This is a genomic window from Aliamphritea spongicola (genome assembly GCF_017051665.1).
GTDB classification, from domain to species: domain Bacteria; phylum Pseudomonadota; class Gammaproteobacteria; order Pseudomonadales; family Balneatricaceae; genus Amphritea; species Amphritea spongicola.
On sequence record NZ_JAFIDL010000003.1, the window covers coordinates 627,660 to 641,745 of the forward strand.

Consider the following 14,086-nt stretch of genomic DNA (forward strand, 5'->3'; position numbering starts at 1 on the left):
AAACATGAGCATTCCTGCAAACTATCGCTTCGCCCCTAGCCACGAGTGGGTTCTGGACAACGGTGACGGCACCGTAACTGTTGGTATCTCTGACCACGCTCAGGAGCTGCTGGGTGACGTTGTATTCGTTGAGCTGCCAGAAGTTGGCCGTGAAGTTGAAGCCGGTGAAGAATTCTCCCTGGTTGAGTCTGTAAAAGCTGCTTCTGACATCTACGCTGCTGTTGGTGGTGAAGTTGTTGAAGTTAACGAAGCGCTGGAAGACGAGCCGGATCTGGTAAACAGCGAGCCTTTCGAAGGCGGCTGGATTGCTAAACTGAAAGTAGCTGACGCTGCTGAACTGGAAAAGCTGCTGGATGCTGAAGCATACGCAGCAACGATTGCCGAAGAAGCCTAAGGACTCCCTGTGTAGATCAGCCGGTTTGGGCACCGCTCTTACACGTTCACGGTTGAGAGTCGAACCGTCTGATCTGTATACATTAGGTAAAAGTTTAAGTTCTTTGGCAAACCGCGGGCCGGACGCTCAGCCCTCATGAGCACCGGCCCGCACCCCTACGGGGATGCAGGTACAGTATGAAGTGTTTTTTCTGACTGCATTCTTCAAATAATTTGTTCCGGTCGTTGTTGTATTTTGTAAGCGGCCGGACGGTGTACTGACAGGTTATTGTTATGGCTACAGATACTCATACCCTGGGTGATCTATTACAGACGGGTGACTTCACCCGCCGTCACGTCGGCCCGGATGCTGAACAAACCCGCGAAATGCTGGATTCCTTGGGCGTTAGCTCGTTAGATGAGCTGATTGAAAAAACCGTTCCGGACTCGATCCGTCTGGATGATGCCCTGACGATGGACGACAGCGTTACTGAAAGTGATGCCCTTGCATACCTGAAGACTCTGGCCAGTGAAAACGTGGTAAACAAGTCTTACATCGGTATGGGTTATAGCAACACCAAGGTACCAAACGTTATTTTACGTAACGTTCTGGAAAACCCGGGTTGGTACACCGCTTACACGCCATATCAGCCTGAAATCGCACAGGGCCGTCTGGAAGCGCTGCTGAACTACCAGCAGATGGTAATGGACCTGACCGGTATGGACCTGGCGAACGCGTCTCTGCTGGACGAAGCAACTGCAGCTGCAGAAGCAATGACGCTGTGCAAGCGTTCTAACCGCAAGAAGACTGACGTTTACTTTGTGGCTGACGATGTTCACCCGCAAACCATCGCTGTTATTAAAACCCGTGCTGAATACTTCGGCTACGACGTGGTTGTCGGTAACCCGCTGACTGATCTGGAAAGCGCAGATGCTTTCGGTGTTCAGCTGCAATACCCAAGCACTTACGGCGACATTCACGACCTGAAAGCTCTGATTGAACAGGCTAAAGCTTCCAAGACAATGGTTGCTGTTGCGACTGATCTGCTGGCGCTGATGCTGCTGAAATCACCTGGCGAACTGGGTGCAGATATCGTTCTGGGTTCTGCTCAGCGTTTCGGTGTACCAATGGGCTTTGGTGGTCCTCACGCTGCTTTCTTCGCTGCCAGTGAAAAACTGAAGCGTTCTGTACCTGGCCGTATCATCGGTGTATCTGTTGATTCCAGCGGTAACCAGGCACTGCGTATGGCGATGCAGACCCGTGAACAGCACATCCGTCGTGAGAAGGCGACTTCTAACATCTGTACGGCTCAGGCGCTGCTGGCTAACATGGCGTCTTTCTACACTGTTTACCACGGTCCGCAGGGTCTGAAGACCATTGCTGAACGTGTACACCGTCTGACTGCGATCCTGGCAAACGGCCTGCGCAGCAAAGGCGTTGCTCTGAATGACACTTACTTCGATACCCTGACTCTGACGCTGCCTGAAACCGCTGCTGACGTTTACCAGCGTGGTCTGGATAACGGTTGCAACCTGCGTAAGGCTGCTGCTGATAAGCTGGGTATCTCTCTGGACGAAACCACTTCTGCTGCAGACGTTGCACAGTTGTTTGATATCGTTCTGGGTGAAGGTCACGGTCTGGACGTTGCAGCGCTGGACGCTGAAATCGTTGCCGGTGCCGCGACAGGTATCTCTGCTGAACAGCGTCGTGAAGATGCGGTTCTGACACACCCTGTATTCAACAGCTACCACAGCGAAACTGACATGCTGCGGTACATGAAGAAGCTGGAAAACAAAGACTACTCGCTGGTTCACGGTATGATCCCACTGGGTTCATGCACCATGAAGCTGAACGCGACTGCTGAAATGATTCCGGTTACCTGGCCTGAATTTGCCAACATGCACCCGTTCGCACCGGAAGATCAGACTCAGGGTTACCTGAAAATGATCAACGAACTGGAAGCTGATCTGGTTGAAATTACCGGTTACGATAACGTTTCTATGCAGCCTAACTCAGGTGCACAGGGCGAATACGCTGGTCTGCTGGCGATCCGTAAGTACCAGGAAGCGAATGGTCAGGGTCACCGTAACGTATGTCTGATTCCTTCATCTGCGCACGGTACTAACCCTGCATCTGCAGCCATGATGGGTATGAAGGTTGTTATCACCGAGTGTGATGCAAACGGTAACGTTGACGTTGCTGACATGCGTGCTAAAGCTGAACTGCACAAAGACAACCTGTCTGCACTGATGATCACTTACCCGTCTACTCACGGTGTATACGAAGAAGAGATCGTTGAAATCTGTGACATCATTCACCGTAACGGTGGTCAGGTGTACATGGACGGTGCCAACATGAACGCTCAGGTAGGTGTTTCCAAGCCAGGCGTTATCGGTTCTGACGTATCTCACCTGAACCTGCACAAGACCTTCGCTATCCCACACGGTGGTGGTGGTCCGGGTGTTGGTCCAATCGGTGTTAAGAGCCACCTGGCGCCATACCTGCCAGGTCACCAGGTTAGCCCGACCGGTGTGGTCAGCGCTGACAACGGTGCAGTATCTGCAGCGCCTTACGGCAGCGGCGCGATCCTGCCAATTACCTGGGCATACATCAAGATGCTGGGTAAATCAGGTCTGAAGCGTTCTACGCAGATGGCGATCCTGAATGCTAACTACATGACCGAGCAGCTGGCTGCACACTATCCGGTTCTGTACCGTGGCCGTAACAACAAGGTTGCTCACGAGTGCATCGTTGATATCCGTCCGCTGAAAGAGTCTTCCGGTGTATCCGAAGAAGATATCGCTAAGCGTCTGATGGACTACGGTTTCCACGCACCGACGATGTCTTTCCCGGTTGCCGGCACGCTGATGATCGAGCCGACTGAGTCTGAGTCCAAGGTTGAGATCGACCGTTTCGTAGACGCTCTGGTTCAGATCCGTGCGGAGATCAACAAGGTTGAGTCTGGCGTATGGCCTGCGGATAACAACCCGCTGTGCAATGCACCTCACACTCAGGCTGATGTGATGAGCGCTGACTGGGAACGTCCTTACTCACGTGAAGAAGCGGTATTCCCGAATGCTGCGACCCGCGCGAATAAGTTCTGGCCAGCGACTAACCGTATCGACAACGTATACGGTGACCGTAACTTCATCTGTTCTTGCCCGGGCGTAGACAGCTACCGCGACGAGTAACAGATAACAGCCCGGGTTCATGTCCGGGCTGAACAGACATCGTTAGCTACCGATACGAGTAGTAAAATGATGTGCCCAAGCGTGAGAGTAAGCTCTATCCGTCGAGCTTAAACAAAGGCGTACCCTAACGGGTGCGCCTTTTTTCGTTGCTCAGCTCATCGGGATAAATTTCTCGCCTTTGAAGGTGCGAACCGGATTACCACGTTGCAGCTGCGTATGTTGTTGCCAGCGGTTTTGTTCCTGTTGATCTGCTTCCTGTTGTTGCAGGGTTTCCAGTTTATGGAACAGCAGGGCACGGGCTAATCGTTTGTTGGCATGCTGGCTGCGTTCGCTTTCTGCGCGGACACTGATCCCTGTTGCTGTGTGCGTTGCCCTGACCGCAGAATCTGTAGTATTGACATGCTGGCCACCGGCTCCCGATGACCGGCAGGTCTGATATACAATCTCAGAGTCAAACGTGCGCTCCGGTATTTCAAACATACGGCAGTTAAAGTACCAGTTTTTACGTTTGTGCCCGGGCCGTAAGTGACTCGGACAAATCCACAGACTGGTGCCTTCCCAGCGGCAGGCAAAAGCTTTAGCAAGGGTTGTATCTGCAGTGACAAGCTGGAGCAGAACGGATTTATAGCCAGCCTTTTTCCCGGCGGAAACCGCTTCAATAAGCTGGCATGAAATGCTTTCGGATTCTGCTTCGCGACAAAGGGTTTCCCATGCCCGGTGCACGGCAATGCAGCATTCCAGAGGCCCCCGACCAGCGGATAGTTGTATGAGAATCATACTTAACATCCTCCGTTGGTCTTGAATGTCAGCACCGGACGTAAACGGGCAATGACCCGAATCAGTCCGGCATCAACCAGATCGGCAATAATGCTTTCGCATTTTTTGTATGCCTGCGGTGCTTCATCATAGAGCAGTTCTTTATTGTTACAGATCACCAGGCTGCCGAATTTAGTTTTCTGTAAGTCTTCCCGCTTGTATTTATGGCTCAGGCGATCAGCACAGTTACCCCGTTGCCACTTTCTGCCGGCGCCGTGCGCAAGCGAATACAAGTGCTTTTCTTCGGAAGGTGCTGCGTTATTTTCAGTGAGAGGACTGACCAGGTAGCTGTAATCTCCACGGGAGCCGGGAATGATTACGTACCCCTGATCAGACGGTGTAGCGCCTTTGCGATGTAACCAGCCTGATGATCCTTTGATGGTTCGGTTAACCATCAGGTTATGGTTGATATCAAGCACCGGTTTACCGTCAGTCCGAAGGGCTTCAATAAACCTTCGGGCGATCAGCGTCCGGTTCAGTTCCGCCCAGCGAACGGCTTCATCGTGTTCATTCAGATAATGCTGAAAAGCATCAGTATCCGTACGCAGACCCTGATGGCTATGCTCAGTCACATGCTTTGTGAGTATTGATTGGCCTAAACCCCGGGAGCCAGAGTGAACCAGTAGCTGTAACTGTTTTTTATCTAAACCGAGCTGCTGCAGGGTTTGCTCATCGTATACGGTGTCCAGGCATTGGAATTCGGCAAAGTGATTGCCGCCTCCGATTGTTCCCAGCGCATGATCAAAATCGTCATTGCGTATGTTTTTATGTTGTTTGCATCGCTGAATATATTCATTCCAACTGCTGTCTAGCGACTGTTCAATTTCAGTGAGTTTTTTAGCCATCCTGTCTGGATTCGCTTTAGAAGTTTTCAGCGAGGTTTGCCATAAAGACATTCCGCAACCAATGTCGTTGCCAATCAGTGCCGGATATATTTTCTCTTCTGAAAAGAAAGCAGCGCCGATTGGATAGCCACGGGCAGGATGCAGATCCGGCATGCCGGCAACCCAGCGAATATTTTCGAGTTCAGAGGTTTTAATTAATTGTTGTATTGCCTTGCCTTCAATCCAGGTATCTGCGGACGCAAGCAGGCTGACTGTATCAGTAATAGTTTGGACGGTTGTGCCCATGGTACCAATTCCTTTTATAAGGATTTAAACGGAAATCGTATTGGCAGGTCAGTTGACCAGGGCGAAATAACGGTGGGTTATCGGTGGTCAGAACCTGCAAAGGGTGTACATAAAATAATCATTTTTTATTCTCCTCCGCGGTATGTTAAGTGGATAAGTTAGCGGGCGCATGGTAATTAAACAAAGTTGTAAAATCAACTTTTGAGGCAAGGGATGACATATTCAGTATTCAGCCATGTCACGCTGGGGTCGAATGATCTGCAGCGTTCGGCGCTTTTTTATGACGCGGTGATGCCTGTGCTGGGGTTGCAGCGGGTGCCAAAACCGGAAGGCAAGCCGCCGGCGTATGCCCGGCCTGTGGTGAAGGGGGAAGGGTTTGAATTACCCTATATCTATATTTATTCCCCGTTTGACGGTGAGCCTGCCAGTGTTGGTAATGGCAGTCACCTCGCGTTTCAGGCGAGGTCTGCGGCGGAAGTAGACCGCTTTTATGCGCTTGCACTGGAGCACGGTGGCAGCGATGAAGGGGCTCCGGGTATCCGGGCGCATTACAGTGAAAATTACTATGCGGCTTATGTGCGTGACCCGGACGGTAACAAGCTGCAAGTGGTGTGTTATCTGTAAGCCGGTCAGCTGAGGGAAGCTGACCGGCATGTAAGAAAGGCCTAGCGGAAACGTTCTTCAGCCAGTTGGTCGGCAATTTCGCCGGTAGGGCGTTTTTGTTGTGCTGAACGCTGGAAAATTTCGTTTAGCGTGTCGCTGATGGTTTCGATATGAGCCCGCACCTTCAGGTGTTCGTGGCCAATCCGCTCGTAATAGAGGTCGATGATACCACCGGCATTCAGTGCATAATCCGGCGCGTAGAGAATACCCCGTTCCTGTAACATCAGATCATGACGCTGTCCGGCCAGTTGGTTATTGGCGGCACCGGCAACAACTTTGGCACTGAGCAGGGGAATGGTTGCATCGTTCAGCACTGCACCCAGCGCACATGGCGCGAAAACATCTGCATCTACGCTGTAAATTTCCTGCCCGTCCACGGCGATTGCTCCGAATTCAGCCTGGGCCTGTGCGACCCGCTCTGGGTGAATATCGGTGATATAGAGCTGTGCTCCGGCGTTATGTAACAGTTCACATAGGCGGTAACCAACATTGCCGATGCCCTGAACGGCGACCTTAATGCCGTCCAGGTGGTTGCCACCCAGGCGATGCTGAACCGCTGTTTTCAGGCCGGTAAATACGCCATAGGCGGTGGCCGGTGACGGGTCACCGTTACAGGGTGCACCGTCAATGCCGATACGGTCGGTGATGCCGGCAACATTGGTTGTATGTTGTGCCATGACACTCAGGTCAGCCACACTGGTACCGGAGTCTTCCGCTGCAATATAGCGGTTGCCGGTGCGTTCCAGCATCCGGCCCATGGCTGCCAGCAACTCAGGTGTTTTATGGCGTTGCGGGTCGCCGATAATGACAGATTTACCGCCCCCTAAATCCAGGTTCGCAAGAGCCGACTTGTAGGTCATGCCTCTGGACAGACGTAAAACGTCAGTCAGTGCTTCTGTGTCACTGGCGTAATGCCACATACGGCAACCGCCCAGCGCCGGGCCACGGTTAGTATTGTGGACAGCAATAATGGCCTGCAGGCCTGTATCCGGATCATGATAGAAACTGACCTGTTCATGCTGGTCGTATTCAGGGTGGCTGAAAATGCTCATAGCCGTGTGTTTCCTTTTTCCTGTGCAGTGTTAGCTGGCTGTTTAGCCATAAAATTCGTTAGAAAGGCCCGGGTGCTTCGCTGCTGCAAAGTACCCGGCGGTGTATCAGGTGGCAGTCATTTTGGCTGCCGGATTGTTGTCCGATGTAAAATGACTCAGCAGTTGTAAACGCTCCGGCTGAACCTTCAGCCAGGCAGCATCTTTAACCGGACCATAGCCCCGGATCTGGCCCGGCAGCTCTGCAAGGGCGCAGGCGGCTGCGTAATTATCCGCACTGAGGGTACTGAGAATCAGACGGATATCCTGTTCGTACTGCTGAATCAGCTGGCGTTCCAGCCGGCGGTCGTGGCTGTAGGCAAATATGTCCAGCGCGGTGCCCCGCAACGGTTTAAGTTTAGCCAGCAGTTTCAGGACCGGCAGGTATTTCTGGCTGAATTTGCGCTTGCGTGGCCGGCCGGTTGCCGGATCGGATTTCGCCAGCAATGGTGGTGCCAGATTAAATTCCAGTTCGATCTCGCCGGTGAATTGTTGTTTTAGCTGGCGCTGGAATGTGTCAGAGGTGAGTTGCCGGGCAACTTCGTACTCATCTTTATAGGCCAGCAATTTGCTGTACTGGGTTGCTACCGCGATAGCCAGGCGCTGTCCCAGACGCATGTCTTTGGTGTGCAGCTGAATCTGCAGAACCAGCTTTTCATACCGTTTGGCCAGCGCTGAATTCTGATAGTCGGTGAGGTGTTGTTTTTCCCGATGAATGATAGTGTCCAGTGATGGCATCAGCTGAACTGCATCGGCGGCCGGTGCTGTTTTTCCATAGGCAATGTCCCTGACTGCAGGAAGATCAACCGCTGCCCTGCGACCCCAGAGGAAGGCATCAATGTTAGCTTGTACGGCAACGCCGTTCAGTTTGATTGCCTGCTCAATGGATTCGCGTTCCAGCGGGATCAGGCCCTGTTGCCAGGCGTAGCCGATGCAGAACAGATTCACTGCCATACCGTCCCCCAATAATCGGGTAGCCAGTTCGGTGGCATCCAGTGCATAGCTCTGTACGGCGGTGTTCTGAATCACCGCTTCCATGGCATCATTGGGCACTTCCAGATCCGGCTCCCGGGTGAAGGCGGCCGGCATGCTTTTGTGATTGTTAATCACCACATGGCTGCGGCTGTTTTCCAGTTTGCCGAGGGCTTCTTCGCTGGCGCCAACCATGAGGTCAAAGCTGACCATCAGATCGGTTTCGCCCGCAGGAATACGCACAGTGTGAATCCGCGCCTGACTGTCCGCGATTCGAATATGGCTCATGACAGCGCCGAATTTTTGCGCCAGCCCGATCTGATCAAGTACACCAATGCCTTTGTTTTCGATGTGGGCTGCCATACCCAGCAGGGCACTGACGGTGACGACACCGGTACCGCCAACACCGGTCAGCATAATGTTATAGGGGGTGGTACATGCCGGTAATTGCGGGTCGGGCAGGGCCGGAAAGCTGATCTGGCTGAAGTCCGTATCCGGTTTGCGCAGTTCGCCGCCTTTGACCGTAACAAAGCTCGGGCAGAAGCCCCGTACACAGCTGAAGTCTTTGTTGCATGAGGACTGGTTAATACTGCGTTTACGGCCCCGTTCTGTTTCCAGCGGTTCCACGGATAAACAGTTGGATTGCACACCGCAGTCACCACACCCTTCACAGATTTCACTGTTAATGACGACCCGTTCCGCCGGGTTGTGCATCTGGCCACGGTGACGGCGCCGGCGTTTTTCGGCGGCGCAGGTCTGGTCATAAATCATCACGCTGCAGCCTTCAATGTCTCGTAGTTCAAGTTGGACCGCCTGTAATTCATCCCGGTGATGAAAGGTGACGCCCCGGGCAAATTCACTGTAATTGCGGTATTTGCCCGGATCATCACTGACGATAGCGATTCTGCGGATGCCTTCACCGTATACCTGATGACTGATTTGCTGCACACTCAGGCTGCCGTCTACCGGCTGGCCGCCGGTCATGGCGACTGCGTCGTTATAGAGAATTTTATAGGTGATGTTTACGCCGGAAGCGACAGCCGCACGGATCGCCAGCAGACCTGAGTGGAAATAGGTGCCGTCGCCCAGGTTCTGGAATACGTGATTAGTTTCAGTGAAAGGGGCCTGGCCGATCCAGGTAGCGCCTTCTCCGCCCATTTGGGTGAAAGTTTCGGTGCCCCGGTCCATCCAGGTTGCCATGTAGTGACAGCCGATACCTCCCAGTGCCCGGCTGCCGTCCGGCAGGGTAGTAGAGGTGTTGTGCGGACAGCCGGAACAGAAATGCGGCGTGCGTTCAATCAGGGCACGGGGGCGGGCCAGTTCTGCTTCTTTGGTGGTCAGAAAGTCCAGTCGCTGCTGCATTTCAGGGCTGCTGTAGAATGCTTCGGTGCGGCGGGCAATTGCCCGGGCAATCATTGCCGGGGTCAGTTCCCCCAGTGTCGTCAGCAGTTCCTGGCCAAGATCATCCTGTTTACCGGTGATTCGGGGAGGTGTTTGTCCCTGTGCGTTGAATCGCTGATAGAGTTGCTGGCGAAGTTGTTCTTCAATCACGCCGCGTTTTTCTTCAATCACCAGAATTTCATCCAATCCTTCGCTGAAAGCTTCTATTCCCTGTGGTTCAAGGGGCCACGGCATAGCAACCTTGTACAGTCGAATTCCTAAGTCTTCGGCCAGTTCGTGACTTATACCCAGGTCTTCCAGTGCCTGCAGTACGTCCAGATAGGATTTGCCGGCAGAGATGATACCCAGCCGGGGTTTAAGCGGGTTGATAATGGTTTTATCCAGCTTGTTGGCCCGGCAGAACGCCCGGGCGGCTTCAAGCTTGTGTTCGTGGAGACGGACTTCCTGTTGCAAAGGTTTGTCTGGCCAGCGGGCATTGAGGCCGTCGCTGGGTTTACCTTCGCTGTTCGGGCATTTGATTGTGATGCGGGTCTGGTCCAGATCAACCCGGCTGCCGGAGTCCATGATTTCCGCCAGTGCTTTTAAGCCAACCCAGCAGCCGCTGTAGCGTGACATCGCCCAGCCGTAGAGGCCATATTCGATCAGTTCCTGAATATTCCCCGGATACAGGTAGGGCACCAGGGCATCCATGAAAGCATAATCGCTCTGATGAGGCAGGGTGGAGGATTTACAGGCGTGATCATCGCCGGCGACAGCCAGCACGCCGCCCAGTGGCGTAGTGCCAAAGGCGTTGGCATGTTTGAATACGTCGCCACTGCGGTCGACCCCGGGCCCTTTGCCGTACCAGAGGCCAAAAACCCCATCGTATTTTGCACCGGGAAATACGTTTGCCTGTTGTGATCCCCAGACAGCTGTTGCGCCCAAATCTTCGTTTACGCCGGGCTGAAAGGTGATGTTATGGGCTGTCAGCCGGTCTTTGATTTGCCACAGGGTTTTATCAAAATGGCCCAGTGGCGAGCCCCGGTAGCCGGATATAAAACCGGCGGTATTGTAACCGGCCTGCTGATCCTGAATTGCCTGTAACATAGGTAGCCTGGCCAGCGCCTGACTGCCGGTCAGATAGACCTGACCATGATTTTGTTGCCATTTATCGTCCAGTGAAACCGGTGCAAAAGTGGTCATTTGCATACCTCCCGCTGCGACAGTTAAGCCGCGGTGAATACTCGTGAATTAGCCGAAAATAATGTGAGACGTTCAGCGGCGGAGTATCAGAGGAGGATAGAGGTACGGATGGCGAACAGAAGAGGAAAAGGGTGCAAAAACGCTCTGGCCGGGTAAGGCTGCTTGTCGGGTCATAATGATTACCTTTCACCGTAACCGGATCGCGGTCTGGGTGATTTTTTGTTGTTATTGTCAACAGGTGTTGAATTTACCCTTGTGGGGTGTGGGTCTAACCTAGAGGGGCATGGTGACGCTGTCAAATCATCCCGCTTAGGGATATTTCTGTGCTACGGGAGGCATTTCGCAGATATTTTTCTGGCGAAATCAGATTTTGGCGGATTTATCTGAATCTGCTGGCCGGTTCAGATAAATGCTGATTTTTTGAAAGATGGCGTATATTTCCTGCCTTTTTGGCGCGAAAGTCGTACTACATTGTCCGGTAACGTTAAGTTAAATATTTGTTTGTGTTACATTTTTCATCTGGTATTCAGAGGTGAACCAAGGAGAGTGCAGATGCGTATTGCAGCACTGTTAGCAGTATTATTAGGTCTGAGTGTCAGTGCTCAGGCCGAGGTCATGGGTGACCGGGATGGCGAGTTGCGGGAAACCGCATCCGGTGAATTGCTGGCCTGGGATGAGGTTGGCCAGACATGGCGCAAGCCGGTGGCGTTCTGGCAGGCTTTTGCTCAGCGTGACGGGATCAAGAGCTGGGGGCAAAGCCGTGAGTATCCCCCCTATGATGATGTCCGGGAACTGGATGTGTTCATGGTTGAGCTGGACTCCGGTGTGTGTCTGATGCAGTTTTACCATCAGCGCTGGCGCCGGGCGAACGATGTACGGCGCTGGTCGCCGGAATTCAACAGCCTGGCAGGCTGTCCGGACGTTTTTAAATAATCATACCGGGTGACAGGCGGGAACTTGTCAGGGAATTCAATGGTCTACAGTTGACTGTTATTCCCTGTTCCGTATTAAGTTTTGCCGGTTCCCCGCCGGCAGACTGCTCAGAATAATAAATGGAGCGTGTATGTCTGTTTCCCGGATTTCCCCTGTTGTTCCCCGGATAGTGTCTGCCTGCAGTTTTTCTGTGCTGGCATTGTCTGCGGCCGTTTCCCATGCAAAAGATACTGTTGTTATTCCCGCTGGCAGTTTTCAGATGGGCTGTTCAGTGAATGATACCGCCTGTGACCGTGATGAAGGTCCTCAGGGCGGAACGGCAGTCAATGTCCCGGCTTTTGAGCTGGATAAGTTTGAAGTGACGGTGGCTTCCTATCAGGCCTGTATTGATGCAGGTATCTGTGTGCGGCCGAAAGATTTTCAGCGTAACAAATACTGTAATGTCGGTGCGGAGGGGCGGGATAATCACCCGGCGAACTGTGTCGACTGGCAGGAGGCCCTGACTTACTGCGAATGGAAAGGTGGGCGCTTGCCTTATGAAGCTGAGTGGGAAAAGGCGGCACGGGCCGGTTCCACAAGTCCTTATCCCTGGGGGGAAGAGGTCAGCTGTAAAAACGCCATTCTGGATGACGGTGTGACCATGGGCTCTGTTCCAAATGAGCCGGATGGTTGTGGTGAAGACCGCACCTGGCCGGTTGGCAGCCGTGATGCCAATGCCTTTGGCCTGTTTGATATGCAAGGGAATGCCGGTGAGTGGATGATGAACTGGTATGCGTCTGATGGTATTGCCCAGTATGCGGCCGGGAATCTGACGGATCAGGCACAAAGCCGCCAGCGTCTGGTACGGGGCGGTTCCTGGGATGAGAATAAAGCCAACCTGCGCAGCTCATTCCGCAATGTTAAACCGCCGGTCAGTGGCCGGAGTATTTATGGTTCTATTGGCTTCCGCTGTGCCTATGATCCCAGTTAACGCCTGACAAGGGATAAAAAAACGCTGCGCGGGTTACCCCGGGCAGCGTTTTTTATGGCTGGCAGTTAGCTTTGGGTTGCTGTCTGTGGCTCATCAGATTTGTAAACGTCGCTGTCCAGCTCGTTTTCACTCTTGCCGATCAGCACAGAAACCATCAGGTCACCGGATACATTCACGCAGGTACGGGCCATATCCAGAATACGGTCGATACCGGCAATGATCGCCAGACCTTCCATTGGCAGACCAACAGTGCTGAGCACCAGTGACAGCATGATCAGGCCTGCACCAGGTACACCTGCAGTACCGATAGACGCCAGTGTGGAGGTGGCAATGATGGTCAGGTAGTCCGCCATGCTCAGATCAATACCGAAGGCCTGGGCAACAAACAGTGCAGCAACGCCCTGATACAGTGCCGTACCATCCATATTAATGGTGGCACCTAAAGGCAGAACAAAGCTGGCTGTTCCCTTGGATACCCCAAGGTTTTCACGGGCGCAGCGAATGCTGACCGGTAACGTACCGGAGCTGCTGGTGGAGGTGAAGGCCATCATCTGCGCGCTGACGATACCTTTCAGGTATTGCACCGGAGGCAGTTTTGCGATCATAGCGATTGCACCGGTATACACGACCAGTACGTGAATGATGCAGCCGATATAAACTGCGGCAATGACTTTTGCCAGTGGCAGTAATACATCTGCACCGTATTTACCGGCGACCCATGCCATCAGGGCGAAGATACCGTAAGGGGCAAAATTCATTACCAGAGCTGTCAGTTTGTACATACCTTCAGCCAGGCTGTTGAATACCTTGATAGCCGGTTTACCGGTTTCGCCGATCATATTCAGGGCAATACCCAGACCCAGTGCAAAGACGATGATCTGCAGGATCTTACCGCCGGCCAGTGCTTCAATCGGATTTTTCGGAATCAGGTTAATGATGGTAGAGACCAGGCTGGGCGCTTCTTTTGTTGCCGCTGCTGCATTGGCATCAGCAACCATGTTCAGACCTTCGCCGGGCATGAAAACGGTACCCAGGCCAAGACCGATAGATATTGCAACAGCGGTACTCAGCAGGTAGATAACAATGGATTTGATGCCGATACGGCCCATTTTGGCGCTGTCTTGCATGGAGGTCACACCGACCACCAGAGAACAGAATACCAGCGGGACAATCAGCATTTTAATGGCATTGATGAACAGGGTGCCGATCGGTTTAAGTACCTCAGCATCAGGACCCATAAATGCGCCGACGGCGACACCGGCGAGCATGCCGATGAAGATTTTCTTCCAGAGTGCCATGGAGCGCCAGACGCCGCCTTTGTTCATGGACAGGGATGAGTCAGACATAGTTAACCTCTTGTTGTTTTG

At 53.0% G+C, this 14,086-nt stretch carries 10 protein-coding genes; 5 read left to right on the top strand and 5 right to left on the bottom strand.

Annotated features, from left to right (window positions below; all coding sequences use genetic code 11):
- Nucleotides 1-4 precede the first annotated feature (4 nt).
- Complete coding sequence (gcvH, locus tag JYB63_RS12860; protein WP_205658247.1) at nt 5-394, top strand: glycine cleavage system protein GcvH; 390 nt, start codon at nt 5-7, stop codon at nt 392-394.
- 272 nt (nt 395-666) lie between these two features.
- Nucleotides 667-3,564 (top strand): aminomethyl-transferring glycine dehydrogenase, encoded by a 2,898-nt coding sequence (gcvP, locus tag JYB63_RS12865; protein ID WP_205658248.1) that lies wholly within the window; start codon nt 667-669, stop codon nt 3,562-3,564.
- A 150-nt stretch (nt 3,565-3,714) separates the two neighbouring features.
- Here the strand turns inward: gcvP and prfH are convergent, their stop codons facing one another.
- Complete coding sequence (gene prfH / locus JYB63_RS12870; protein WP_205658249.1) at nt 3,715-4,341, bottom strand: peptide chain release factor H; 627 nt, start codon at nt 4,339-4,341, stop codon at nt 3,715-3,717.
- Nucleotides 4,342-4,343: 2 nt separating this feature from the next.
- The gene (locus tag JYB63_RS12875) at nt 4,344-5,510 is read right to left on the bottom strand and encodes an RNA ligase RtcB family protein (RefSeq protein WP_205658250.1); all 1,167 of its coding nucleotides are present in this window, start codon (nt 5,508-5,510) and stop codon (nt 4,344-4,346) included.
- A 213-nt stretch (nt 5,511-5,723) separates the two neighbouring features.
- Between JYB63_RS12875 and JYB63_RS12880 the strand changes: the two genes are divergently transcribed.
- A complete protein-coding gene (locus JYB63_RS12880) occupies nt 5,724-6,134 on the top strand; it encodes a VOC family protein (RefSeq protein ID WP_205658251.1) in 411 nt (136 codons plus the stop codon).
- A 41-nt stretch (nt 6,135-6,175) separates the two neighbouring features.
- On the opposite strand, the gene JYB63_RS12885 is transcribed toward JYB63_RS12880, so the two are convergent.
- Entirely contained in the window at nt 6,176-7,225 is a 1,050-nt protein-coding gene (locus JYB63_RS12885; protein ID WP_205658252.1) for a Leu/Phe/Val dehydrogenase, read from the bottom strand.
- 105 nt (nt 7,226-7,330) lie between these two features.
- The gene (locus tag JYB63_RS12890) at nt 7,331-10,816 is read right to left on the bottom strand and encodes an indolepyruvate ferredoxin oxidoreductase family protein (protein ID WP_243431958.1); all 3,486 of its coding nucleotides are present in this window, start codon (nt 10,814-10,816) and stop codon (nt 7,331-7,333) included.
- A 552-nt stretch (nt 10,817-11,368) separates the two neighbouring features.
- Here JYB63_RS12890 and JYB63_RS12895 point away from each other — a divergent pair.
- On the top strand, nt 11,369-11,749 hold the full coding sequence (locus JYB63_RS12895; protein ID WP_205658254.1) for a hypothetical protein: 381 nt from the start codon (nt 11,369-11,371) through the stop codon (nt 11,747-11,749).
- Between the two features lie 130 nt (nt 11,750-11,879).
- Complete coding sequence (locus tag JYB63_RS12900; RefSeq protein WP_205658255.1) at nt 11,880-12,719, top strand: formylglycine-generating enzyme family protein; 840 nt, start codon at nt 11,880-11,882, stop codon at nt 12,717-12,719.
- Between the two features lie 65 nt (nt 12,720-12,784).
- Here the strand turns inward: JYB63_RS12900 and JYB63_RS12905 are convergent, their stop codons facing one another.
- A complete protein-coding gene (locus JYB63_RS12905) occupies nt 12,785-14,065 on the bottom strand; it encodes a dicarboxylate/amino acid:cation symporter (RefSeq protein ID WP_205658256.1) in 1,281 nt (426 codons plus the stop codon).
- Nucleotides 14,066-14,086 lie beyond the last annotated feature (21 nt).